The sequence below is a fragment of the Paracoccus albus genome (assembly GCF_027913035.1).
Taxonomy (GTDB): Bacteria; Pseudomonadota; Alphaproteobacteria; order Rhodobacterales; family Rhodobacteraceae; genus Paracoccus; species Paracoccus albus.
The window spans coordinates 2678267-2702920 of sequence record NZ_CP115775.1; the positions used below are offsets into that span (position 1 = coordinate 2678267).

General features: G+C 58.9%; 27 protein-coding genes. 11 read left to right on the forward strand and 16 right to left on the reverse strand.

The window, feature by feature from the left end:
• Positions 1 to 60 precede the first annotated feature (60 nt).
• The 3 genes from PAF20_RS13505 to PAF20_RS13515 are packed head-to-tail and all read right to left on the reverse strand — an operon-like array spanning position 61 to position 2764.
• Positions 61 to 735 (reverse strand): ABC transporter ATP-binding protein, encoded by a 675-nt coding sequence (locus tag PAF20_RS13505; RefSeq protein ID WP_271071124.1) that lies wholly within the window; start codon positions 733 to 735, stop codon positions 61 to 63.
• Complete coding sequence (locus PAF20_RS13510; RefSeq protein ID WP_271071125.1) at positions 732 to 1946, reverse strand: hypothetical protein; 1215 nt, start codon at positions 1944 to 1946, stop codon at positions 732 to 734. The genes PAF20_RS13505 and PAF20_RS13510 overlap by 4 nt, the downstream gene beginning before the upstream one ends.
• Positions 1943 to 2764 (reverse strand): ABC transporter permease, encoded by an 822-nt coding sequence (locus PAF20_RS13515; RefSeq protein WP_271071126.1) that lies wholly within the window; start codon positions 2762 to 2764, stop codon positions 1943 to 1945. Before PAF20_RS13515 ends, PAF20_RS13510 begins: the two co-directional genes overlap by 4 nt.
• A 642-nt stretch (positions 2765 to 3406) precedes the next feature.
• On the opposite strand from PAF20_RS13515, the gene PAF20_RS13520 reads away from it, so the two are divergent.
• The 3 genes from PAF20_RS13520 to PAF20_RS13530 all read left to right on the forward strand — a co-directional run bounded on the left by PAF20_RS13520 (position 3407) and on the right by PAF20_RS13530 (position 7952).
• Positions 3407 to 3907 (forward strand): hypothetical protein, encoded by a 501-nt coding sequence (locus PAF20_RS13520; protein WP_271071127.1) that lies wholly within the window; start codon positions 3407 to 3409, stop codon positions 3905 to 3907.
• A gap of 374 nt (positions 3908 to 4281) precedes the next feature.
• On the forward strand, positions 4282 to 7179 hold the full coding sequence (locus tag PAF20_RS13525) for a glycosyltransferase (RefSeq protein ID WP_271071128.1): 2898 nt from the start codon (positions 4282 to 4284) through the stop codon (positions 7177 to 7179).
• A complete protein-coding gene (locus tag PAF20_RS13530; protein WP_271071129.1) occupies positions 7176 to 7952 on the forward strand; it encodes a sulfotransferase family 2 domain-containing protein in 777 nt (258 codons plus the stop codon). Before PAF20_RS13525 ends, PAF20_RS13530 begins: the two co-directional genes overlap by 4 nt.
• Positions 7953 to 8334: 382 nt before the next feature.
• Here PAF20_RS13530 and PAF20_RS13535 read toward each other — a convergent pair whose 3' ends face one another.
• From PAF20_RS13535 to PAF20_RS13555, 5 genes are all read right to left on the reverse strand, one after another.
• Positions 8335 to 8826, reverse strand: a complete 492-nt coding sequence (locus tag PAF20_RS13535; protein ID WP_271071130.1) for a copper chaperone PCu(A)C — start codon at positions 8824 to 8826, stop codon at positions 8335 to 8337.
• Between the two features lie 33 nt (positions 8827 to 8859).
• On the reverse strand, positions 8860 to 9204 hold the full coding sequence (locus PAF20_RS13540; RefSeq protein WP_271071131.1) for a hypothetical protein: 345 nt from the start codon (positions 9202 to 9204) through the stop codon (positions 8860 to 8862).
• Positions 9205 to 9306: 102 nt separating this feature from the next.
• Positions 9307 to 9609, reverse strand: a complete 303-nt coding sequence (gene rpmB, locus PAF20_RS13545) for a 50S ribosomal protein L28 (RefSeq protein WP_271071132.1) — start codon at positions 9607 to 9609, stop codon at positions 9307 to 9309.
• 143 nt (positions 9610 to 9752) lie between these two features.
• On the reverse strand, positions 9753 to 10481 hold the full coding sequence (locus PAF20_RS13550; protein WP_271071133.1) for an isocitrate lyase/PEP mutase family protein: 729 nt from the start codon (positions 10479 to 10481) through the stop codon (positions 9753 to 9755).
• Positions 10478 to 11533, reverse strand: a complete 1056-nt coding sequence (locus PAF20_RS13555) for a bifunctional transcriptional activator/DNA repair enzyme AdaA (protein ID WP_271071134.1) — start codon at positions 11531 to 11533, stop codon at positions 10478 to 10480. Before PAF20_RS13555 ends, PAF20_RS13550 begins: the two co-directional genes overlap by 4 nt.
• Positions 11534 to 11709: 176 nt before the next feature.
• Here PAF20_RS13555 and PAF20_RS13560 point away from each other — a divergent pair, with 176 nt between their 5' ends.
• From PAF20_RS13560 to PAF20_RS13570, 3 genes are all read left to right on the forward strand, one after another.
• Positions 11710 to 12078: a thioredoxin family protein gene (locus PAF20_RS13560; RefSeq protein WP_271071135.1), complete on the forward strand. Its 369-nt coding sequence runs from the start codon at positions 11710 to 11712 to the stop codon at positions 12076 to 12078.
• A gap of 72 nt (positions 12079 to 12150) precedes the next feature.
• Positions 12151 to 13443, forward strand: a complete 1293-nt coding sequence (gene serS / locus PAF20_RS13565) for a serine--tRNA ligase (RefSeq protein ID WP_271071136.1) — start codon at positions 12151 to 12153, stop codon at positions 13441 to 13443.
• Positions 13444 to 13608: 165 nt separating this feature from the next.
• Positions 13609 to 14241: a hypothetical protein gene (locus PAF20_RS13570; protein WP_271071137.1), complete on the forward strand. Its 633-nt coding sequence runs from the start codon at positions 13609 to 13611 to the stop codon at positions 14239 to 14241.
• Here PAF20_RS13570 and der read toward each other — a convergent pair.
• From der to PAF20_RS13585, 3 genes are read right to left on the reverse strand one after another with little or no spacing between them, the layout of a single operon-like run.
• Entirely contained in the window at positions 14238 to 15719 is a 1482-nt protein-coding gene (gene der, locus PAF20_RS13575; RefSeq protein WP_271071138.1) for a ribosome biogenesis GTPase Der, read from the reverse strand. The genes PAF20_RS13570 and der overlap by 4 nt on opposite strands.
• Positions 15716 to 17047, reverse strand: a complete 1332-nt coding sequence (locus tag PAF20_RS13580; protein WP_271071139.1) for an outer membrane protein assembly factor BamB family protein — start codon at positions 17045 to 17047, stop codon at positions 15716 to 15718. The genes der and PAF20_RS13580 overlap by 4 nt, the downstream gene beginning before the upstream one ends.
• Positions 17048 to 17060: 13 nt before the next feature.
• Entirely contained in the window at positions 17061 to 17789 is a 729-nt protein-coding gene (locus PAF20_RS13585; RefSeq protein WP_271071140.1) for a tetratricopeptide repeat protein, read from the reverse strand.
• Between the two features lie 160 nt (positions 17790 to 17949).
• Between PAF20_RS13585 and PAF20_RS13590 the strand changes: the two genes are divergently transcribed.
• The gene (locus PAF20_RS13590; RefSeq protein ID WP_271071141.1) at positions 17950 to 18522 is read left to right on the forward strand and encodes a hypothetical protein; all 573 of its coding nucleotides are present in this window, start codon (positions 17950 to 17952) and stop codon (positions 18520 to 18522) included.
• Here the strand turns inward: PAF20_RS13590 and PAF20_RS13595 are convergent.
• The 4 genes from PAF20_RS13595 to PAF20_RS13610 form a co-directional block, all read right to left on the reverse strand.
• Positions 18519 to 18908, reverse strand: coding sequence for a MarR family winged helix-turn-helix transcriptional regulator (locus tag PAF20_RS13595; RefSeq protein ID WP_271073331.1), 390 nt, complete (start codon positions 18906 to 18908; stop codon positions 18519 to 18521). The genes PAF20_RS13590 and PAF20_RS13595 overlap by 4 nt on opposite strands.
• A 71-nt stretch (positions 18909 to 18979) precedes the next feature.
• Positions 18980 to 19822: a carbon-nitrogen hydrolase family protein gene (locus PAF20_RS13600; RefSeq protein WP_271073332.1), complete on the reverse strand. Its 843-nt coding sequence runs from the start codon at positions 19820 to 19822 to the stop codon at positions 18980 to 18982.
• 15 nt (positions 19823 to 19837) lie between these two features.
• Complete coding sequence (grxC, locus tag PAF20_RS13605) at positions 19838 to 20095, reverse strand: glutaredoxin 3 (RefSeq protein ID WP_271071142.1); 258 nt, start codon at positions 20093 to 20095, stop codon at positions 19838 to 19840.
• 101 nt (positions 20096 to 20196) lie between these two features.
• Complete coding sequence (locus tag PAF20_RS13610) at positions 20197 to 20958, reverse strand: ComF family protein (protein WP_271071143.1); 762 nt, start codon at positions 20956 to 20958, stop codon at positions 20197 to 20199.
• Between PAF20_RS13610 and PAF20_RS13615 the strand changes: the two genes are divergently transcribed.
• From PAF20_RS13615 to PAF20_RS13625, 3 genes are all read left to right on the forward strand, one after another.
• Entirely contained in the window at positions 20957 to 21802 is an 846-nt protein-coding gene (locus PAF20_RS13615) for a methyltransferase domain-containing protein (protein WP_271071144.1), read from the forward strand. The two genes, PAF20_RS13610 and PAF20_RS13615, sit on opposite strands and share 2 nt — an antisense overlap.
• A complete protein-coding gene (gene hemH / locus PAF20_RS13620) occupies positions 21799 to 22827 on the forward strand; it encodes a ferrochelatase (RefSeq protein ID WP_271071145.1) in 1029 nt (342 codons plus the stop codon). Before PAF20_RS13615 ends, hemH begins: the two co-directional genes overlap by 4 nt.
• Before the next feature lie 93 nt (positions 22828 to 22920).
• Positions 22921 to 23247, forward strand: coding sequence for a 4a-hydroxytetrahydrobiopterin dehydratase (locus PAF20_RS13625; RefSeq protein ID WP_271071146.1), 327 nt, complete (start codon positions 22921 to 22923; stop codon positions 23245 to 23247).
• Positions 23248 to 23303: 56 nt separating this feature from the next.
• Here the strand turns inward: PAF20_RS13625 and PAF20_RS13630 are convergent, their stop codons facing one another.
• Positions 23304 to 23906, reverse strand: coding sequence for a L,D-transpeptidase (locus tag PAF20_RS13630; protein WP_271071147.1), 603 nt, complete (start codon positions 23904 to 23906; stop codon positions 23304 to 23306).
• A gap of 201 nt (positions 23907 to 24107) precedes the next feature.
• Between PAF20_RS13630 and dalA the strand changes: the two genes are divergently transcribed.
• On the forward strand, positions 24108 to 24620 hold the full coding sequence (dalA, locus tag PAF20_RS13635; RefSeq protein WP_271071148.1) for a divisome-associated lipoprotein DalA: 513 nt from the start codon (positions 24108 to 24110) through the stop codon (positions 24618 to 24620).
• Positions 24621 to 24654 lie beyond the last annotated feature (34 nt).

Here is a 24654-nt window from a genome sequence, read left to right on the forward strand (position 1 = left end):
TGGCAGAACGGGGCGGCTTCGAGTCGCCCCTTCGTGCCCAGCCGGCTTCAGAAGCCAAGCTTAATCGTTGTTGATGTCGCTTGCCTTGATATTTTCGTGGTGGGCCCGGATCGCCTCTTCAAGGTCTTCGTAGTAGGTGATCCGCCCGTTCTCCAGCACTGCGCCTGCCGTACACATGCGCCGCACCAATGCCATGGAGTGACTGATGAACACGGCACCCGACTGCTTCATCCGCTCCTTAAAAAGAGCTTCGCTTTTTTCGCGGAAGCTGGCATCACCAACCGCCGACACCTCATCAACCAGATAGGTGTCAAACTTCAGGCCCATATTGATCCCGAACATCAGTCGAGATCGCATACCCGACGAATATGTGCGGATAGGCAGATAGAATTTCTCGTCCAGTTCGGCAAAATCTTCGACAAAATCCTTTAGAGAATCCGTGTCGGCGCCGTAGATACGGGCTATGAACTTGGTGTTTTGCGCACCGCTCATGAACGGGTGCAGCGACGAGGCGAGACCGATCGGGAAAGAGATATTCCCGTCAGACAGAACCCGGCCCGAGTTCGGGATCAGCGCGCCAGACATGACCTGCAGAAGCGTCGACTTACCTGCCCCGTTCCTGCCAAGAAGTGCGACGGATGTTTGGCTGGGAAACACCGCGTTCAGGTCCTGAAACACCACGTTCTTGACGTGGCGCGAATAGAAAATCTTGGTGACGTTATCGAGGACGATCATTTCCGGTCCCGGATTGCATAGAAGGTCAGCAGAACAAGGCACCAGACGGTGAATGTGCCGATGAAAACGACGATGAGGGTGGGTCCGAACTGCGGGAAAACCTGGATCGTTGAAGAGTTTCCGCCTGTCACACTGGTCAGAAACACCTTGTTCGATTCCAGTTCACGGTTGTAATGCAGAATCGACAGTTCCGCCACGCGCAAGGAAAGGCCGGAAATCTCCGCCTCGGTAATCAGCGGATGATACTCAGCGATCAGTTCCGAGGCCTCCTTAGGGGTGACGACGCGCCCCTGACTCGATTCTGGGTTTTCGAGATAATACTGAAGTGCGGCGATACGATCTTCGCTGCGGCGCGTCAGTGTCTCGTCCTGACTGACGGACGCAGAAGCCTCGGCAATGGCGATTTCCTCTTCAGCCTGCATGGAACGAAGGACATTTCGGAACTCGGCGTTCAGTTCTCCCAGCAGGGAGGGGTCGATGGATTCGCTTCTCAGCCTGAATTCCAGCAGAGCCTGACGGTTCTTCTCGTCTGTTACCCGCAGCTCCTCCACGCGCTTCTCAGCCTCGGCCCGTGCTGCGGTCAGTGTCGCGGTGCGCGCAAGATTAAGACGGCGCTCGGCCTCTGCCTGAATAGCGCGAAGCAGGCGCTCCGCCGATTGCTGATCGAAGGCTGTCACCGTGATACGGATAATGTTGTCCCGCGATCCCAGATTCACAGAGACCATGTTCAGCCAATATGAATGCCCTTCCTCGACCGGGGCGTCGGCGTCGTATCGCGGCGGCAAAAAGGGAACGACCCGATCATGTGGCCAGATCGCAGTCAGATCGATTTCGTCTCTGATGGTACGATAGAAATCCTCGCTGTTGACAAGCTGGCGGACAATCGCGGTTTCTTCAGCCCCGCTGCCCGTCACAGCAGTGCGCAGCGCGTCGCTGCCGGTGGGCGATTCGCCCAACACACCAAGCGATTGCTCTTGCACCGTCACCGAGAAGGTCACCTGTCGAAGTGTACCGGCAAAGCTCCACGACAGCCAGGCACTCAGCCCGACAGGCACGACCACAATGATAATGAAGGTCAGAATCAGAAAGGCGTGACGCGGCCGCAGGCGCGCCGGGCCGACATCGTTGTAGTCAAAGGTGATCTCTGGCGCTTTTAGCGCCTCGGGTGGTTTTGCAGGTTGGCCAGGCGGGCTTTTGACGGGCTGGTTCATGTATCCAACAACTCACGCGCAAACAGCCGGATGCCAGCCAGACCGATAAAGGTCGATATCAGCGCAAGTTCCAGCGGGAAGCGCAGATCGGTATAGCTGCCGACATAGTCGACATAAAACGCCTCGCGCATACGGCCGGTGATATGCACCAGTGGATTCCACAAAAGCCATTCGCTGTAAGGGCGCGGCAAGCTTTCGACCAGAATAATAACGCCGGAAATCAGCAGTAACGGGCGGCTGACAAAGTTCCAGACCATCTCCCACAGCGGGAATTTGGTCTTCACCGCACAGTTCATTACCCCGATTCCGAAGCCGAGCAATGCCGCCACAGAAAAGGACTGCAGCACCTGCATGATGTGAAAGGTCGTGTCCGGCCTGAAAACATACAGGATATAGGAAAGCACGATCACCGAAATGGCTGCCTGTGTTATCAGCGCCATAATGAATTTTGAGATCAACACATCAAAGATCGTTACGCGCGGAAAGTTCAGCAAGTTGCGTGAGGACCGGATCGAGAATTCGACCCGTGCGCAGACGCTGCGAAACATTGTGAAGGGTAACAGGCCAGTGGCATAGAAAACCGCAAAATTCTCGCCAAGCGGCGGCGTTCTGAAGCCCGCCGAAAAGATATAGGTCAGACCGATGATACCGATGACGGGCGAAACGACGGACCAAAGATAGCCGCCCGCCGTATCGCCGTTGGAAGTCGTGACCTCACGCAGGCACAGCGCAACGACGGTGCGCAGTGTCGAAAAACGCGGCAGGACGCGTCCCCCAACCGTCGTCTGAACCGGACGAAGCTCTCTGGCGCTTTCCATCTGCGTTTACCTGCTAAACCTGCTTGCTACGCGCAGGTAACAGTGTCGTACCGTGTTCGCAAATGATCTGGTCCGCTCGATACGTTTCTTCATTTTCATACTGCGCATCTCGGCGACAAGGCACAAGCCATGTGCCGCCAGGCTGCGACTTCGTTGAGGACGCTCGGACATAATCCGCAGCGGTAATCTGGGAAACCTAACCACGTCCAAGCGCCGCGTCGAGAGGGTTGGCATTGATGGCACCCCAAATGGTCGTGATCACTGCATTGACTAATTAAACCTAACAGATAGTATATATCAATAACACACCCTATGGTTGTTTTCATATTAAACAGTGCGCATAAGAACCCGTTGATCGCGGAACAAACACGGGGCGCCGCAAAGCTGGATAAACTCCCCATGCATTCGGACTCGCGGCCAAGAAATTTCATGATCATCGCGCAGGCACGCTCAGGATCGACCTTTCTAAGCAAATTGCTCAACAAGCAAAATGATATCATCTGCCATGGAGAGGTGTTCAGCCGCATCTGGATCGACCGTCTCATACCTCCGCCGGGCGAAAAGCCGCTACCGCCGCAGCGAATTCGCGAGATCCTGCCAGATCGAAATGCGAACCCGATAGGTTTCATGTCGACGCATGTCATGACATTTCCCAGCCGTACGACAGGCTTCAAGATTATCTATGATGACTTTATCGACCCGCGATTTCAGGATGCGTTGATCGCATACGCCAATGAAAACGAAGTTCGGACAATCCACCTGCGCCGGTTGAATCACCTTGCTGCGTTCGCATCCCGCGCAAGAATGACCCGATTTGGGATACGGCACAGCGACAGACCGTTCGGCAAGAACGGTGAGGTCCAGACCGGCAGCATCAAGGTCTGCCCCCGGGAACTGAAGCGATATATCGCACGGCAATCGGTGCTGGCAGCGCATATCGACGCGACCTTCCCCGACGCGTTGCAGCTTGAATACGAAAATTTACGCGAAGATTTTCCCTTGTTGCTGGACCATCTGGCTATTGATCCAAGCCGTCCCTTCCACGCACCGCTTCGCAAACTGGCGCCGCCTGACCTGTCGGATGTGATCGAAAACTACGCCGAGCTGCGTGAGTTCGATCATCCTGCGCAGCCTGCCTGGTAACCGGCGCGACGTAAGCACCCGATGATAACGCAATCGACCCTGTCACCCCCGGAAGCATAATGACGCGACGCAAGAATATCCTCATCATCCTCGGAATGCACAGAAGCGGCACGTCCTTTCTCGCCAGTTGCATGAGGGATCTTGGGTTCGCGCTCCCAAGCGACCGCTCTGGTCCGTCTGCAGACAATGCCTACGGACATTTTGAGCCTAGGGCGGTCGTAGAACTGAACGACGAGGTTCTTGGTCAAGACGGTGCTGTTTGGGCACGGATCGGCGAGGTCGCTACTGGACCCACCGCCGAACAGATGGGTGCCGCAATGCGACAGAGCTTCGGTGACTGCGAGCGTCTTGTATTCAAAGACCCCAGAATGTGCATGTTGCTGAAAGAGTGGCGGAAATTCCTGGAAGAGCATGGCGAAATGACCACAGTCATTACCCTGCGCCACCCCGCCGAGGTCGCGGCCTCTTTGGCAAAGCGTGACGGCCTAAGCGCTGATCATGCTTACCTTTGCTGGATTGCGCACAACCTTGCGGCGATCAACAACAGCGACGGGATGAAGCGGGCATTGGTTCTCTTTCCCGATTGGACAAAGGATGTTCCCGCGACTTTGCGCCGGATTGCGTCGCTTTCAGAATCGGACTTTTCATATAGCGCTGTGGAAGGCGCTGCCATGCAGTTCGATCGCAGCATCCTGGGATATTCAGGAGAGTTGATCGCCGATGATCCGGAAATTGCGGCTCTTGCAGGCGACCTTTTTGAGCTACTGAAACTCCACTCGAAGAACTGCACCGTTCCCGAAGCGGAGGAGTTGCTACCATTCATGCGTCGCTTTGAGACTGCGTCGAGGACTGCGCGCGGTGTCGAAACCTTTTTGCAAACCAAATTAACCCAATTGGGCGCGTACGCAGCCCAGTGTCGACAGGATGCGCTCTCGCTGCAGAACCAGGTTCGCGACACAACGGCGGAACGCAATTTGGTGGTCGCCGAATTGGAAGCACAACGTGACGCCGCAAATGAGAGACTGGCGCAGCTACAGCAGTCCGTCGGGGACGGAGGTCAGGATATTCGCGAGGCTAAGGTTCAACTCGATCACATGAAGGCGGAACTTGATCGCAACAATAAGCTCGTCACACATCTGACAACGCTTTTAAACCGGGAACGTCACACTGTTCTAAAGCCAATCTATCGACACCTGCACCGCCACGGGGGGCGGTTACTGCGTCTCCTTTTGCCGCCGCGCGCTTTTGACTGGATAAAACGCAGCCTGCCCTATCCCGGCAGCATTCCCGGTTATCTTGCCTACGCTCCCTCGCACAGCATCGCGTCAGCAACGCACGGCTACGGCGCGGTTCCAGCCGCTGCCGGCAACAAGCCGGATATCTTCATCATGTCCATCATCAACTGGGATTTCCGCATCCAGCGCCCTCAACATCTGGCGACGGCATTCGGCCGGGCCGGTCACAGGGTCTTTTATGTCGAAATGGAAACCGTATCCGGAAGCGGTTCGGCCCGCGAAGTTGCTCAAAACGTATTTGTCTTGCGCCTGCCCGCGCGCGGGATGCATGGCGTCACCCCCTATTGCGGGACAGTTTCGCCCGCCAGCATTCGCGCATGGGTCGATCATTTTTATGACGCGGCGGATGCAATCGGCAGCAGCCAATATGCCCATATCGTTGTTGAGCATCCTTACTGGTGGAATTTCGTGCGACACCTGTCGCCCCAGTTCCAGATCACCTTCGATTGCATGGACGATATCTCTGGCTTCTCGAATACGGACGAGGCTTTGCTGAAGCTGGAGGCCGATATGGCCGAACATGCCGACCGGATGATCGTTTCATCGCAATATCTATTCGACAAGTACTCGGAAAACCGGCCTGTCAAACTGATACGAAATGGTGCCGATATCGACCACTTCATGCACCGGGACGATACACTTCCAATCCCTTCCTTTCTTAACGGCAAGTTGCGCGGCGACACCATCCGCGTCGGCTATGTCGGTGCGATTGCAGAGTGGTTCGACGCGGAACTGATCGCGGCGGTAGCCAAAGCAAACCCGGATTTCGATTTTCATCTTTGTGGTGCCGTTACGGCGCCCGAGCCGGCCCGCCTGGCCGACGCCCCCAATATAAGCATGTATGGCGAGATCCCCTATGATGAGGTGCCGGGATTCCTGAAGGCTATGGACGTGCTGATCATCCCTTTCCGCCTTTTACCGATCATCAAGGCTTGCGACCCGGTCAAGTTCTACGAATATTCGGCCATGCAGCGTCCCACGGTTGCGACGGCGCTGCCAGAACTCGCGCGCGCAGGTGACTTGGTTACCACCGCGTCTGAGCCGGAGGAATTTGCGAAGGGAATACGAAATGCCGCAGTGGCAGGTAGCGACGCAGCCTTGCGGGCCGATCTCGTCGCCTATGCAAATCGCAATACCTGGGGGCACCGTGCAACAGATTTTCTGGAAGAAATCGAGGACGCAGCACTGGTTTCGGTGGTCATCCTGTCTTTCGGGTCTGCCGATCTTACGCTGAACTGCATTCAGTCTCTGACGGGAAAGGGTGACACATATCCCAACCTTGAAATTCTGATCGTAGACAACGGATCTTCGCCTTGTGAACTCGCTAAAATAAGACAAGAGGCAGCACGGCACCCGGGCATTCAACTGATCGAGAATGGGGAGAATCTTGGTTTTGCCGCGGGTAACAACGTCGGAATTAAGGCGGCCAAGGGTGAATATGTCCTGCTACTGAACAACGATACATATATCGCCCCCGGCGCAATCGCGGCGATGGTCCGGCACCTGCAACGCAATGCCCGGATCGGAATCGTTGGTCCGTTGACCAACAACATCGGTAATGAGGCCCGGATCGTCGTCGAATACAACAATATTTCAGAGATGGCGTGCTGCGCCCGAGAGATCGTCACCGGCTATCGCGGTCTGTGGACCGAAATAAACGTCGCGGCATATTTCTGCGCGATGTTCCGAAAAGCCGATCTTGAACGCCTTGGCGGGCTTTCGACCGATTACGGGCTCGGGATGTTCGAAGACGACGATCATTGCGCACATTTTCGCGCCTCAGGGCTGATCCCGGCATTGGCCGAAGATGCCTTTGTTCACCACGACCTTTCGGCAACCTTCGACGCGATGCCCGAACCTGAGAAAACCGCGCTCTTCGAAAAGAACCGAAAGATCTACGAAGCCCGCTGGGGGGAGTGGCGACCACACAGCTATCGTGACACGCGCCCCAAACCAAGCCTGCCCAAACCGAAATGAGACACGTCCTTGTCCACTATCATATCTACAAAAACTCCGGCACCTCCTTTGAGAATGTTCTGGATGCCAGCTTCGGCGCCAAGCACGAGCGGTTTGATGGCCCATATCCTTTCTTCACCATCAACCAGGATCAGCTGGACCAGATCATAGAGCGCCGGAAGGATGCCATCGCATTTTCCACGCATCAGGCGCTGTTACCGCAACCGAGCAGCACCAACTTTCGCGTCGTCGCAGCCATGTTTCTGCGTCACCCGATCCTGCGGCTTGGGTCGATCTACCGCTATAAGCGCGGCTCTGGTGACGGGACATTGACGGCCCGACTTGCGACAAAGCACGGCTTCGCGGGCTGGATAGAAGAGAGTTTTTCTCACCCGACTGAACTGACCCAAATATCCAATCCGCAAACCCGCTATCTGGCTGGCGTTTACGGACGGCAGGCAATTGTCGATGTCCGAAACGACCTTCTCAACTATGATCTGGTTACTGCCAAACGAAATCTCTCGAACGTAGAGATGTTGGGCCGCACGGAATTTTTCGACGGAGATATTCATCGCTTTGCCAAAATCGCCGCGGGTTTTGGGATCAGGCTACGCATTCCCGAAAACTGCCACCACAACGCGACCGACGTATCAACCGAACCAGTCGATCTGAGGGCCGAGGCATTATTGTCGAAGCTGCCCCCGACCGTGCGTGCTCGCTTGCTGGCGGCGAACCGACAGGATTTCGAACTGTATGGGCTGGCGCGCGACCTTATAGAGACGCGGCAAACCTAAGCCGCTAAACGCCGTTGCCACAGACGGCTGAGGAGTGAATTGGACATGCCGAGCCGCAGAAAAATTGACGCCTCCTGTTCGGCTTACTCTATCCGGGCAGCGCGGCCCCGGCATTGGCGCGCACATCCTCCGTCTAGAACAGGTCGCGGCTGGATGAAGTTCAATGGCAGGTTGCACCCTTTGGCGAAATTTGTACTGCGCATATCTGCACGAGATAACCATCGCCTTCCCGGAAACCGTCGGTTATTGCATCAACCCTAAACACCTCAGGGTCATCGGCGCAGAAATGACGGGCAAGCGTTTGAGATGAACGGTGCGGTCACAGTGCGGTTTAAACGTCCCGGCAGGCAAATGACTGCCGGGACGGCTGCACAGAAAGCGGTCAGTGCGACATTTGCGCTGCATCGGTCTTTTCCGCATGCGTCTCGGGTGCGGCGGTGCCCATGCGTTCGTTGTCGACCGGCAGCAGAAGCTCAACCTTGCCGCATTCGCCGAAATCCAGCGTTACCGGCGTCTCATCGCCTTGCTGCAAGGGTTCGGTCACACCCATAAGCATCACATGGTCGCCACCACGGGCAAGGGTATGCGAACCCTGCGCAGGAATTGCAATGCCACCCTCAATCGGCAGCATTTCCATCATTCCCTCCGCATTTTCTTTGCTGGTGTGCAGTTCGGCCTTTGCGGCCGCCGGTGTCTCAACAGCGGCCAATGTGCAAACCTCCGCGCTGTCATTCTGGATCGTCATGAAAGCGGCGGCAGATTTCGGGTTCGAACTGCGGACGAAACCGTCGGTAACCTCAATCACGTGATCTTGGGCAAAGGCGGTGGCCGGCAGGGTGAAGGCGGCAGCAGCCGCGAGAATCAGATATTTCATTTCTGGTTTCCTATATGTGAGGTAGATTTTGGTTCAGGAAAACCAGACAGTTGGCGGATCGCGCGCCTGGGCGGTTGGCGCATCACATCCCGTCCCGTGCAGAGCAGCTATGGGTTTCGGTAGTTGATGAAGCTTGTCGCGAACCGGCGCGACAGGCGTTGCGACCGCAACCGCCGACATCAGATTCAGCGCCATATCGGGGCAGATCGTCACCCGCTCGACAGGGCGGCCGTTCTGATCAACTGTGAGGGTAACGACCTCGCCCCCGGCGCAAAGGATAAGCTCCCCTGCAATATGTGCCTGCCCGCGCGCAGCTGCCAACCCCTGCGAGGTCAGAAGCAACAGGGCAATCAGGACGGCGCGAAAGCAGGCACTCATGGGTGCTTCCTTAGCGGCTCGGGAGGCACATCGCCAGAGACAAAACAGCGCAGGCCCCGCCGGCCGAACCGACGGGGCCCATCAAATCATTGTTCAGTAAGATCAGGCGCGCAGGTTAGCGGCGGTATCGCCGGCTTCCGCGATTTCTTTCTTGATCTTCAGCGCACGGCCAGACAGCTCGGCATCCTTGGCTTTCGCCAGGAATGCATCCAGACCACCACGATGATCGACCGAGCGCAGAGCAGCAGCCGAAATCCGCAGCGAGTAGCTGCGACCGGTCTTCTCCGAGGTCAGGGTGACATCGTTCAGGTTCGGCAGGAACCGGCGACGGGTCTTGTTGTTGGCATGGCTGACATTGTTCCCGCTCATCGGGCCCTTGCCGGTCAGTTCGCAGACGCGCGACATGGTGTTATCCTCGTTTAACTATCGCGGGACGGCCGAAGCTGACGACGCTATCCCAATGTGAAAAGGCGCCGCGAGGCAGCGCCCGAAATTCTGTTCGCGGGTGAATACTGGCTTACCCCCACAAGGTCAAGCCCTGTTGAACATTATCCGCCGCACTGCTCGCGATAGGCATCGCCCAGCCCCTGCATGGCATCGCGCCACGGAAAGGGGCCAAAGCTGACCCGGGCGACGCCCAGCGAGGCCAGCTTGGCCAGTGAAGGGGCAGAAGGCGACTTCATGATGTTCACGGGCAAGGATGATTCGTCGCAGATCGTTCGAATCAGCTCGGGCTGTGTCAGCCCCGGCACGAAAAAGCCATCAGCCCCGCTGGCAGCGTATGCGTGCCCGCGTTCGACCGCCTCGGCAACAAGCGCCTTATGTTCATCGGCATCGTCTTGCAGGAACAGATCCGTTCGCGCGTTAATGAACAAAGAGGTCCGTTCGCGGATAGCAGCGATGAAGCCCGCCTGCTCTGCGCTCGGGCGCATGCCAGAGCCGGGGGGAATGCCATCCTCGATATTGATCCCGGCAACGCCAAGTGCTTCAAGCCGCGCGGCATTGGCCGCGACGCTGGCCACATCATCGGCATAGCCTGCCTCAAAGTCGACGCTCAGCGGCAGGTCCGATACCGCGCGGATTCGTTCGACAACATTTAACAATTGCGCGAAGGGAAACGCCTGCCCATCGGGATAGCCTAGCGATCCGGCCACGGACGCGCTGCCCGTCGCCAATGCCACAGCCCCGGCATCCGCCACGGCACGCGCCGAACCCGCGTCCCAAATGTTGAACAGAACCAGCGGATTGCCGCGTTCGTGCAATGATCTGAAGCTCATGGCTCACCTGCATATCTGCGTTCTGCGGCGATAAGCTTCTCTTTCCTCCACAGACCGCCCGCATATCCGGTCAGCGTTCCATCGGCGCCGATAACACGGTGGCAGGGAATAATGATCGCAATGCCGTTTGTCGCATTGGCGCGGGCAACCGCGCGGGTGGCGTTTGGCTTGCCGATTGCCTGCGCAACCTCGCTGTAGCTGCGGGTCTGACCAGCTGGAATCTGACACAGGGCATCCCATACATCGCGTTGAAAAGCGGTACCATGCGGGGCAAGCGGCAAATCAAAGCGGGAACGATCACCTGCAAAGAATTCTGCAATTTGCTGCGCGGTCATGCCGGTGATATCTGACTGCCCAAGCCCTATCTTGCCTTTCATATCCTTCGATACGCGATTGATTTGCGATTTCAGCGCTTTGCGGTCTGTAAACTCCAGCAAATGCAGGGCCTGATCGTCAGAGATCGCAATCATCCCGCCAAGCGGCGTATCAATCCAGTCGGCGACCAATCCCTGCTCCGCCCGCATCGCGGCGGGCGGATGGCCAAACAGCTTGGCAAACGCCTGACGAAAACCCGATGCAGAATCAAAACCGGCATCCAGTTGCGCGTCTATCACGGCATCACCGTCAGCAACGCGCCTTGCGCCCTGCCGCAAACGGATATTCCGGGCCATTTGCAGGAAGGTCATGCCGAAGTGACGGCGGAAAGCCCTTCGGATGGTTGAAGGGTCGTAGCCCATCTTCTCAATATCGAGTTCGGTCCAACGCCGACCCGGATCCGCCTCTATCGCGCTGCGAAGCGCGACGACGGCCTTGTCCCCCTCTGCTGTAGCGCCTGCCGGGTGGCAGCGTTTGCAGGGGCGGAATCCGTCGGCCTCTGCCTCGCGCGCGGTTGCGAACCAGCGACAATTCTCTGGTCGCGGCTTGCGTGCGGGACAGGTGAGACGGCAGAAAATACCAGTTGAGGTCACGCCGACATAGGCGCGGCCTTCGTAAGCAGGATCACGAGAACTCAGTGCCGCATATAAAACGGCATCATCGGGCAGATCGAACATGGTCGGTTCCTCTTTCATCTGTCCTTAACCTAGCTGAGACCCCGCCTCCCTGAGGCGCCAATTCGGGCGTTTACTTCGCCCAGTGGGTTGCACAATCGGCATCGTGAACGACAAATTCAACCATTCTTGTGCGCGGGCCGGTTTGCCGGGCGGATCAATGCGGATATGCTGCGCGCATGCGCCCGCTTCTTGCAAACCTCTTTCTGTGCCTTTTGGTCATCAACCCGGTCAGGGCTGCGGCCTCAAACCTGCAGCTACTGGTCGCACACGACACCTCATGCGGCGATTTTGCCCGCTGGCAATCGGAAATCGGGCCGGGCTATGCCGAAAGCAATGTCGGTCGGGCCGCACCGTTGTTGAGCGTGAACATTCAAGGACCCTGGCCAAACGGGCTGGCGCTTGCCAGTGCTCCGCGCCAAACCCCGACCTTCATCTTGCTGCGCAACGGGCAGGAAATCGGCCGTATCGAAGGCTATGGCGATGCGAACCGCTTCTTGGCTCAGCTTAACAGCTTGATGAAACAGGACCATAGTGCCGCCCGCTGATCACAGCAGATATTCCCATATGCCATCGCTTCCGCTAACACGCTGGGGCATAAAGCAAGACAGGTACCACCAATGCATGATATCCGTGCCATCCGCGAAAACCCGGACGCGTTCGACGCCGCGCTGAAACGCCGCGGTGCCGACGCTGTGTCGGCGGAAATCCTGTCGCTTGACGAAAAAAGACGCGCCACGATCAAGGCAGCCGAAGACGCGCAGGCCGAACAGAACCGGGCCAGCAAGCAGGTCGGTGCCGCGAAAGCCAAGGGTGACGAGGCAGAGTTCGAACGGCTTCGCGCATTGGTCGGCGAAACCAAGGCGCAGGTCGCAAAAATGCAGACCGAAGCGGGCGAACTGGACGCCAAGCTGCGAGAGCTTTTGCTGGCCGTTCCCAACCTGCCACTGGACACGGTTCCGGACGGCGCAGATGAAAGCGAGAATGTAGAGATCAGACGTTGGGGCGAACCGCGCCAATTCGACTTTACACCGGTCGAGCATTTCGAGATCGGCGGGGTAAAACCCGGCATGGATTTCGCGACAGCGGCAAAGCTGGCCGGATCGCGCTTCGTTATGCTGCAGGGCGGGGTGGCGCGCATCCATCGCGCGCTTGCCCAATATATGGTCGACCTGCATGTCGATCAGCATGGCCTGACCGAAACGATGACGCCCCTGCTTGTGCTGCCCGCAATGATGGAAGGCACGGGACAACTGCCGAAATTCGGCGAGGACAGCTATGAAACACGCGAAGGCTGGTGGCTGATCCCGACGTCGGAGGTGACGCTGACCAATACCGTCAATGACGAGATCCTAGATGGCGAAAGCCTGCCCCGCCGCATGGTCGCCCATTCGCAATGTTTCAGGTCCGAGGCCGGCAGCGCGGGTCGTGACACGGCAGGGATGCTGCGTCAGCACCAGTTCGAGAAGGTCGAGATGGTTTCCATCACCGATCCCGACGGCGGACTGCCCGAGCATGAGCGGATGACCGCACAGGCAGAGGCGGTTCTGCAGGGGCTGTGCCTTCCCTATCGCACTATGCTGCTTTGCACAGGGGATACCGGCTTTTCGGCGCGCATCACTCACGATCTGGAGGTGTGGCTTCCGGGTCAGAACACCTATCGAGAGATCAGCAGCGTCAGCTATTGCGGGGATTTTCAGGCCCGCCGCATGAACGCCCGTTTCCGTCCGTCTGGCGGTGGGAAGCCTGAATTCGTCCATACGCTGAATGGCTCCGGCCTCGCCGTTGGCCGCACTCTGATTGCTGTGCTGGAGAATGGCCAGCAAGCGGATGGATCGGTCAAGCTGCCAGAAGTTCTTCACCCTTATCTTGGCGGTAAGACGACGTTGCGCGCTGACGGCTCGCTTGGGTGATCTTTCATGGCCGTTGATGGGCAGACCGCAACTCTGGATCGTTTCGCGCGTTTGCCCTTCATGAGGCGTGCAGCAACTTGGTTAATGGGTCTATCCGCGGCCGTTTTCGTGATCAGCACGGTTATGGTCGCGTTCACGCCTGATCAAACTGACCGGTTTCGTCGGTTGTTTGACGGTACTGTCATCGAGATGCATCCAAACCTGATCGCAGCAGTTTTCCTGCAGCCGCAAGATCAGGCCACCTGGGTGATCGCAACCTGCGTATGGCTGTCGGTGAGCTATTTCATTTTCCTGATACCCCGGCGCTTTGCTGGTGACAGATCATTGCCAGCAGCCGACATCGGGCTTTTGGTGTGGGCATTGCTGGCCGGCGCGATCTGGCCGTGGGTTGCGATGGCGGTACCACTGGTCGGATTTCTGCTTTGTGTGACCATGCTGGTGGCGCTGATCGCGGTTTCCAACCGGCAATGGTCGGATGGACGCTTGGGCAAGGAACCATTCATCGGGGTTTTCACGGGCTGGGCTACGGTGCTGACATTCACGGCATTCGCCTCTTTTATCGACGATGTGACACCGCTCAGCCCGGAAATGGCGTCGCTTGTCGGCGCGGTGCTGACATGTCCTGCCGCGACGGCGATTCAGATGCGGATGCCGGGCAACGCCTTTTACACGATCACCATCATGTTCGCCTTCCTGGCACTGGCTGCTGCGATGATCAACGCAGCCCCGGTTATTTCCGTCATTGCAGTGCTGGCAATCGCGGCACTGACATTTCTGCTGGTGCGCGTGACGACCTAGGCACCCTTTGGTTTCTGCCGATTCTTGTGCTTGGACAATGCGCCAGACTGATTGATCTTCTGCGCCTTATGGCGATACGGGTTCACATTGCCCTGATCGCGGAAGAAGATCCTGATCGGCGTGCCGGGCATGTCGAAATCCATTCGCAGGCCATTAATGAGATAACGATGATAGCTGTCCGGTATCTTATCGGTATGCGTCGCCTTCACAACAAAGGCCGGCGGCCGCGTCTTGACCTGCGTCATATAGCGAAGGCGAATGCGGCGCCCGCCCGGTGCGGGTGGCGGATGGGCCTCTGTCATAGCTTCCAGCCAGCGGTTCAGCTTTGAGGTAGAGACACGGCGGTTCCAGACCTCATAGGCTTTCATGATCGCGTTGTGCAGACGGTCCAGCCCCTTGCCCGTGCGCGCCGACACAGTCACCAGCGGCGCACCCTTAAGCTGCGGCAACAAGCGTTCGAAGCTTTCGCGCAACTCCTTCAGCTTTTCGGGCTTGTCCTCTTCCAGATCCCATTTGTTCGCGGCGACAACAACGGCCCGGCCTTCTGTTTCTGCCAGGTCAGCGATCCGCAAATCCTGCTGCTCGAACGGGATTGCGACGTCCAGCAACACGATCACGACCTCGGCAAAGCGGACCGCGCGCAGCCCGTCCGCGACCGACAGCTTTTCCAGCTTGTCCGTCACCCGGCCACGCTTACGCATCCCGGCAGTGTCGAAAATCCGCATGGGCGTGCCCATGAACTCTGTCCTTACAGAGATCGCATCCCGCGTGACTCCGGCCTCTGGCCCGGTCAGCAGCCGGTCCTCGCCCATGATCTTGTTGATGAGGGTGGACTTGCCCGCATTCGGGCGTCCGATCACCGCAAGCTGAAGTGGCCGCGCCTCGGACGGCATCCAATCCAGCGGCGCGTCCTCGTCAAACTCGGCATCTTCGGGCAGGTCCACATCGACTGCCGGTTCGTAAACGGCATTCTGCGCCGTCAGCTCTGCCGCTAGGGGTTTGAGGGCCGCATAAATGTCCTCCATCCCCTCGCCATGCTCAGCAGAAATGCGAAGGGGTTCGCCCAGACCCAACCCATAAGCTTCCATTGCACCAGCTTCTCCGGCGCGGCCTTCAGCTTTGTTCGCGGCCAGAATCACATGCTTCGCACGCTTGCGCAGGATGTCGGCAAAATATTCGTCCGCCGCTGTGACGCCCGCACGCGCATCGATGACGAACAGGGCGACATCGGCTTCGTCCACAGCACGTTCGGTCAGGCGGCGCATCCTGCCCTGAAGGCTTTCATCCTCGGCCATTTCCAGACCGGCCGAGTCAACGACGATAAAGCGCAGATCGCCCAGACGCCCCTGCCCTTCGCGCAGGTCGCGCGTCACCCCCGGCTGGTCATCCACAAGCGCAAGCTTTTTGCCGACCAGCCGGTTGAAGAGGGTCGATTTGCCGACATTCGGCCGCCCTACAATGGCAAGAGTAAAGCTCATCTGTAGGCGTAGAGGTTACCGTCGCGCCCGGCGACATACAGCGTGCCGCCAGCCACAACCGGCGCGGTCGCAGCACCACCCGGAATCGCCACCTGCCCGATCACCGCGCCAGAGGAAGGATCGAATACGCGGATCACACCGTCTGCCGATGCCACCAGCAACCTGCCGCTGGCCAGAATCGGGCCGTATTGCGCATAGATCCGGTCCTGACGCTTGACGTTGCTTTCCTGATACCAGGGCAGGTTCCGCGCCCACACCAATCCACCGGTTTCGGCATCAAGCCGGACCAGCTGATTCTGATCATTCACCGCAAACACCGCATTTCCCACCGGCAAGACCGGCGATGCCGCACCTTCGCGCGCCGTCCAAATCTGAACACCGGTATCGCGGTCCACCGCGACCATCCTGCCGGATGATGTACCTGCGTAGACGCGATTCCCGGCAATCACAGGCTCACCCGTCATGTCGCGGATATAGGCCACTGCACGGCCCGGACGGTTGCCCGCAACCTGCGCCGACCACCGTTCGATGCCGGTTTCACGGTCCACGGCCAGCAACTGCCCGGATGAGAACGGGAAGATCACCAGATCACCGTCGACCGCAGGCGCAGCCACACCCGTCACGCCGGTCGGCTGGGGAATCCCTGCAACCTGCCACAGCAGCTTGCCATCCGATGCGCGAACGGCAAAACCCGTCGCGCTGCGATTGGTGACATACACGACACCATTCTGAACCGTTGGCGCACCGCCCACCGGGACTCCGACCCGCTGACGCCAGACGATCTGCCCGGATGCCGCATCCAGTCCCAGCAGCTCGCCGTAGCCAGTGCTGACAAAGACGCGCCCGCCTCCATAGGCGACGCCGCCACCGGAACCGCTATTCGGATTTTCGCCGGCAGGTGTCAGATCACGAGACCACGCCCGACCGCCTGACAATGCCGTCGCAGTCACCGTGGCATGGCTGTCCAGGGTAAAGATCCGGCCACCTGCAACGATTGGATCGGCAGAAATGCGGTGCCGTTTGCCGCTGGGTTGACCGATCGGCGCGGTAAACAACGGTTGCAGGGAACCGCCGAGGGAAACATGACCGCTGTAATGCGTCGGGCCGCTGCCCCGATGCGTCCATTCCGAGTTCGCACGCACGCCCGGCAGCGACAGCGCCGTCGTCGTCACAGCCGGTTCGACCACGGCAGGCCCGTCGGGAGAGCCGACCGCACGCGGGTCCAGCCGCGTGCCGGGAAGGCGAACCTCGCGCTCGACACAGCCGGCAAGAAAGCCAACGGCCATCAATGTCAGACAGGCAGGCGAAAATATGGATTTCAGCGACATGGAAGACCTCGTGTCATTCGACGGCAGTTGCGGCGGGCTCTATCATTTGTTCGTCCGCATCATCAGCCGGATCGGCACCGTCGGGCAAGGCAGGATTTTCACCGGGCCGCGCGCCAAGTGCAATCATCATTTCGGTCAGCCTCGCATTCAGCCCCTGACTGACGCCGTCCTCGGCCTGAATTTCCCGGATCAGCGTCAGCGCATCATCCGAGCGATCCGCCTCGACCAAAGCGATTGCCTTCTGCTCCAGCGCCAGCAATCTGAACGGCGCGCCGGGTGTCGAAAGCTCTGACAGGGCGGCGTCACGTGCGGCTGGGTCCATGCTGTCGCCCTGCGCCAGAACGGCCTTGAACCGCGCCAGATCCCGCATCACACGATCCTCGGCCTCTGTCACCGCCGCTTCAAGATGTGTCGCGGCGGCGGCTGTATCATCTGCTTCCATCGCGGCACCGGCTGCCAGCATGTCGCCAAGTGCAGCGCGGTCGCCATCGCCGCCAGCATCAAGTGCGGCCAGGGCGGCGACCGGATCATCAGAGTCCTGTGCAGCCAAAACGGAATCACCCCAGCCCTGCGCGGCCGAGCGCGCCTGAGCCCGCGAATATTCCCGCCATGCCGTCCCGATAACGATCGCGAGGATGACCGCAATCGCGATCCAGCCGAAGCGCCGGAACAATGCGAACAGCCTGTCGCGCCGAACCTCTTCCGTGACTTCGTCGATGAAACTGTCGCTCTCGTTGCTCATACGGTCCTGCCTTCTGCGTGCCGCCCCTTATAGCCCAGCCATCGCAAGGAACAAGCGGCAGCGCCAGACAAGCTATTGGAACGGCTTGCGGGCGCTTTGCCTATTGACGAAGCAGCCTGTCCACGCTTTTCACGACCGGCCTAAAGAAACGGAGCCCGCCATGACCCTGACACAGGAAGAAATCGCCCGGCTGTTCACCAGAGACGGCCACTACCTGTGTGCCAGATGGGCAAGGCCCGTCGCCCCGGTCATCTTCGGCTTGGCGGATGAAAGCCTGTCGGTATTCAGTGCCGCGATCCGCGCGGCATATAGCCACGCAGGCCACCCGGTCACCGACACAGACCCGGAAATGGGTTCGAACCTTATGCTTTTTTTCTGCCGCGATTGGGAGGAACTGTCTGGAATACCCGATCTCGACAAATTGACCGGACAGCCTGATCTGGCGTCACGACTGGCGGGGCAGGACAGCACGCATTATCAGATATTCCGTTTTGACGCCGACGGCGCCATCCGCGCCTGCCTGTCGTTCCTGCGCCTTCACGGGCCGGTCGCCGAAAGCCATCCGGGTGTTCTGGCGGAAACGCAGGCCGTCAGGTCACTTCTGACATTCGCCCAAGAGGTCTGCGCGTCGGAAGAAATCGCCCGGCTGATCCGCGCGGCCTATGATCCGGTGATGCCCAACGCAGCCACTGATCCCAGCCATGCGCTGCGGCTGGCTGCGCGGCTCGGCTAATCTTCCTCCAGCCTTTCGCGCAGCGCACGCAGGACAGGAAGCGCCGCCCTGATACGCTCGGCCCCGATATCGCTGACGACATCTGACATCGCCGGAGAGATCGCCGCCAGTGCGTTGTCGCGCGCCACCCTGCCCGCGGGACTGATCGAAACGAATTTGCGCCTCGCATCGTCCCAATCCGGGCGGATGTGAATGTGCCCGGCCCATTCCAGCCGGGCGAGCGTGTTGGACATGGCGCCGCGCGTGACATGGAATGCCTCGGCCAGCTGCGCCGGTGTGCGCTCTTCAGAAAGATGCGCCAGCAGGTTCAGAACCGAAAAATGCGAGATCTGCATGCCACCGGGCAAGCTGCGCCCGATCATGGCGCGGGCGAGTTGTTCGACCATCAGCACCTCGGAAAAGAGGCTGGCCGCGACCGAAGCGCGGCTTGAATCTTCTGGTGGTGCAGTCAGATCGGTCACGGTGCATCGAAGGGTTGATTGGCGCATATCGCCGGGATGCGGGACCGTGCCTTGTTAACCTCTTTCAAGTCAAGTTGCACATTCGTTATACCCGGCTGTTCCCCTGCATCAGCTATCACTTCACCCCAAGGCGAAACGACAAGACTGTGGCCATAGCTGCGACGAGGACGCTTGCCCTTCTTGCCGTTGGTCATGACATGTTCGCCGCATTGCGCAGGGGCCAGAACAAAGCTGCCTGTCTCTATCGCGCGGGCACGCAACAGGACATGCCAATGCGCGGCGCCCGTCGTGTCATTGAACGCCGCCGGGATGCTCAGCACGGCGGCACCTGCCTGCGCGAGCGCCCGATAAAGATGGGGGAAGCGCAGATCGTAACACACGCTCATCCCCAGAGGCACCGGGCCTTGCGCCATCACTGCCTTCTGACCCGGACGATAGGCAGAGGACTCTCGGTAGGACTCAGTTTCCGAGATCGTAACGTCAAACATGTGAATCTTGTCATAACGGGCCGCGATCTGCCCCGCCGGGCCAACAAGAAAGCTGCGATTTACAAACCTGCTCTCTGCCGGGTCGTCCGACTTCAGGGCAAGAGAGCCGATCAGCAGCCAGACAGACAGATCAGCCGCCTGCCGCCGCAAAGCCTTCAATGTCGGATCGTCAGCCTCGGTCCGCAGCATTGAAGCCTGCCACTCACGGTCGGACGACAGCAGATTCGTGCATTCAGGCGTCAGCACGAAGGCCGCACCTTTCCCGACCGCCTCTGCGATCAGCGATTGCGTAACCGGAAGATTGTCTGCCGGATCGTCACCGACAGACAGTTGAACAAGGCCAACATTCAGGCCGCCTGCCAAGGCTCAGGCCGCCAGCAGCGGATCAAGCTTTCCGTTCCGGTCAAGCTCGTGCAGATCGTCAGAGCCGCCGACATGTCGATCACCAATGAAAATCTGCGGCACGGAGCGCTTGCCATTCGCGCGTTGCATCATTGCTTCACGGTCCGCAGGATCCTTGCTGACATCGATTTCGCGGAAGGCAACGCCCTTGCTGTCCAGCAGGCGCTTGGCGGCTAGGCAGAACGGGCAGGTCGGTGTGGTATAGATTTCTACATCGGCCATAAAAAAATCCTCGGCAGTTTGGTTTTCCCATACTTAGTTGCGATACTAACCATTTTCCAGAAAGAGCGTGCCGTTGATCGCGCAGGTCCATGACCTTGTCCTTAATCTTTCACTGCCCGCGCCACGACCGCTGCAAAGATCGGACCGGCACCCGCTTGCCGCAGAACGCGCGTTGCCTCTGCCAACGTTGCCCCAGACGCCATGACATCGTCGACCAGCAAAACGGGGCGACCGACAAGCTGTTTCCCCTGCCGCGACGATATACGAAATGCGCCTGAAAGGTTCTTCGTCCGCTCCTCCCGCCCCTTGTGATCCTGCGCGGGGGTCGCACGAATTCTGTTAAGCATCGCCGGTGAATGTCCCAGCCCGTGACGCGCCGCGACCTGTGCGGACAGCAACGCAGCCTGATTGAATTTGCGTGACAACAACCGACGCGGATGAAGTGGAACCGGCAAGACCAGCATATCCCGCCTGACAAGAGGAGCCGCCGCTTGCGCCAGCCATTGCCCAAGCGGTCGTGCGAGATCCGGGCGGTCACCATGCTTCAGAGCCAGAACCAGACCGCGTCCGACCCCGCCATAAACAAACGCTGCCCGCGCATGTTCCCACGGTCTGTCATAGACGAGACAATCGTCACACAAAATTGAAGCGCCCCCACCGCTCGCCTCTCCCTCGTGACCGGGCAGCGGGACGCCGCAACAATCGCAGATGCAGCCTGATATGAATTCACACTCTCGCCAGCAATCGGGGCAGAGAGCACCGTCAACGCCTACGGACACACCGCAGGACAGGCATTGGGGCGGATAAATCACCCGCAATGCTGCTTTCATCGCGCGGGGAACGACATTAAGACTACCGGCCATGAAATCCGCCCCCACCACCCCGGCTCTAGACAAAGGCCAAGGCAGGCTGATCGACGATGCAGCACTTGGGCTGCACCGGGATCGCGCCAGAAAGATCGGCCTCGCACAGCCCCTGCACCAGATCGCCATTGATGAGGTGCAAGATAGGCTGGCAGAGATTAACAGAAGATTTACGCGCATTGGCATCGTGACATCCTGGCCGGAAGTCTGGCAAAGCCATTTCCCGACAGCGCATATCTGCGCCGACGATGAGGTTCTGGACCTGCCGGCGAACCTTGATCTCGTGCTGCATGTCATGGGCCTGCATTGGGCCGAAGATCCGGTTGGCCAGATCGTGCAATCCGCACGCGCGCTGCGCCCCGATGGACTGTTCATCGCAGTGATGCTGGGCGGCCAGACGCTACATGAATTGCGAGATGTTCTAAGACGAGCAGAGATTGAGACGACCGGCGGCTTGTCCCCTCGCCTGCTGCCGATGGGTGAAATCCGCGATCTTGGTGGCTTGCTGGGTCGCGCGGGCCTTGCCCTTCCGGTCGCCGACCATCTGCCGCTGCGCTTCAGCTATCGCGACCTGTTTCACCTTGCTGCCGACCTGCGCGCGATGGGAGAGACCAATGCCTTGTCCGAAAGGCTGCGCAAACCCACGCGGCGCGAAATCTTTGCCCGTGCCGCCGCGGACTACGCCATGCGCTTTCCTGACGCATCGCAAACCGGCCGCATTGTCGCCACATTCGATATGATTTTCCTGACCGGCTGGGCACCCGCACCCGGCCAGCAACAGCCATTGCGACCCGGCTCAGCCCAAATGCCGCTGGCCGATGTCCTGAAGCCGAGGAACGAATGAACAACGATCACCTTCCCTCTGATCACCCGACGGTCCCACAGGCGAAAACCGGCATCCTTATTGCCAATCTGGGTACGCCGGACGGCTATGACTACTGGTCGATGCGCCGCTATCTGAACGAGTTTCTGTCAGATAAGCGTGTGATCGACCTGCCTTCCTGGAAGTGGCAGCCGATCCTCAAGGGCATGGTCCTGACCAAGCGGCCCTTCACCTCTGGTGCGAATTACAAGCTGATCTGGAATGAGGAACGAAACGAAAGTCCGCTGATGACGATCACGCGCCAGCAGACCGAAGCCCTGCGCAACCGTGCCAGGGCAGAATGGGGCGACAGTATCGAGGTCGAATTCTGTATGCGCTATGGCAACCCATCGACCCACGACGTGCTGGACCAGATGGTTGCGGCAGGTTGCAGGCGGATCGTGTTCCTGCCGCTTTATCCGCAATATGCAGGGGCAACCTCAGCGACGGCGAATGATCAGTTGTTCCGTGCGCTCATGACGCAGAAATGGCAGCCATCCGTGCGGACATGCGACCCGTATTTCGACCGTCCCGACTATATCGCGGCGCTCGCGGACAGCGTGACGCGCGCCCTTGATGGCAAATCACCCAGCAAGCTCGTCGCCAGCTATCACGGAATGCCGCAGCGCTATCTGACAGAGGGCGACCCCTATCATTGCCAGTGCCAGAAAACGACGCGCCTGCTGCGAGAGGCTCTGGGCTGGGACGAAGATCGGATCGACACCAGCTTTCAATCCGTGTTCGGCCGCGAGGAATGGTTGCGGCCCTATACCGTGGAGCATGTGGCGGAACTGGCAAAGCAGGGGCACACCGACATTGCCGTCATTTCGCCCGCCTTCGCCGCCGACTGCATCGAGACGCTGGAAGAAATCAATGGCGAGATTCGTGAAGCCTTCGAACACGCCGGTGGCAAGAACTTTACTTACATCCCATGTCTGAATGACGATGCTGCGCATATTGAGGTTATGATGAATATCCTGCGTGAGAATATCGGCGGCTGGGTGTGATTTACCGCGGCTGAGCGAGGCAAACCGGAAAAAATATTGCATTTTTGCACCCATTCTACCGCTCACGCGTTGCGTAGAGAGGGGAGGATGCCGATGACAGAAAAACTTGCTGACTTAAACTGCACGTCCAGCGCGAAAAAGCTGGGGCCGGAAGAGGTGCAGGAAAACCTGAAACAACTGGACGGCTGGACGCTTGCCGATGACGGCGGCGCTATTTCTCGCCGGTTCGGGTTCAAGGGCTTCCTGAAGGCGGTGGAGATGGCGAATCTGGCCGCGTGGCTGGGCAACAAGCAGGATCACCACCCGGATATCAGCTTTGGTTTCGGATATTGCGAGGTGCAGTTTTCAACCCATGATGCAGGGGGGCTGACCAAGAACGATTTCATCTGCGCAGCAAGACTGGACGCACTGCTTGCATGAACAGAAAAAGGGGCCGTTTGGCCCCAGATTCTGCGTCGTTACAGGTCGGTAATCCGTCAGATCAACAGCACCTGGGTTCCGACCTTCGTGAGATCGTACATTTCCTTGATATGCTCGTTGTACAGACCAATGCAGCCGTTCGAAGACTTGCGCCCGATCTTGCGGGTGTCATGCGTGCCGTGCAGGCGGTAATACTGCCAGCTGAACCACAACGCATGGGTGCCAAGCGGATTGTCCGGCCCCGGCGGGACAAAATCCGGCCATTCCGGATTGCGTTTTTTCATTTCCGGCGTTGGTGCCCAGCTTGGCCCCTCGACCTTCTTGATGATCTCTGTCCGACCCTTGCGCGTCAGATCCTGTGAAACCGGGATCGAGGACGGGTAAAGGCGATAGATGCTTTCATCTTCAGACCAGAAATGCACACAACGAGAGGTCAGGTCGCAGAGGATTGCACCATTGGTCAGGCTGCTGAAATACGGCCTCCAGTCCTGCGCGCGGAAGCTGGAAATATTGCGTCGCTGATCCGCAGATTCATCATATTGCACGCGACCGGCATCCGGCGTCTGTGCGAACAAAGGTGTGGCGAGGCCCACAGCCCCTATAGCTGCGGCCGACGTCACGAAACTGCGGCGATCGAAGCCGCTGCGATTTGCGTTCATAGCTGTCTCCTGCTCGGGCCGTCTCGCGCGGCCTGCTTTACCCCAACAGGGTTAGGCATGCGCGGGGTGTCACACAATTCAAACTGTTGTAATCGCACCAGATGCGTCCGGAAATGTGGTGAAAATCACGCAATATTGGCTTTGCCGCGACATTCGGGCAGTCTAAAGGACATAAAAAACCATAAGCGCATCGAGGGCAGCATGAAGCGCATTCTTCTGATTCTTTCCGCCGGGCTGGCACTGACAGGCTGTGTCGCCCGCACTCCGGGACAACAGGCAGGGCCGGACGGCCAGCCGGTCCCCGTCGCCTATACGATTTCCGCGGCAGACGCTGCGGCGATCCCCAACCGCGTGCTGGAGCAGGTCAACATGCTGCGCGCCGGCTCAAGCGCGGCACCGCTGACGATTGATCCCGCCCTGTCGGCTGCTGCGGCTGCGCATTCGCGCGATATGGCTGCCCAGAACCGGGCATGGCATTTCGGTTCGGACGGCTCATCGCCGCTGGATCGTGCAAACCGTGCAGGCTATTCGGGCCAGCTGATCGGCGAAAATATCAGCGAAAGCTACGAGAACGATATTTCGACGCTTCAGGCATGGATGCAAACGCGCGACACCCGCGATGTCATCATGGACCCGACAGCCACGAAACTTGGCATCGCCTGGTATCAAGAGCCCTCGCGCAAGCTGTGGTGGACCCTTCTGACCGGCAAATAGCGCTGTCCGCGCAGCGACAACGACGCCCGTCAGG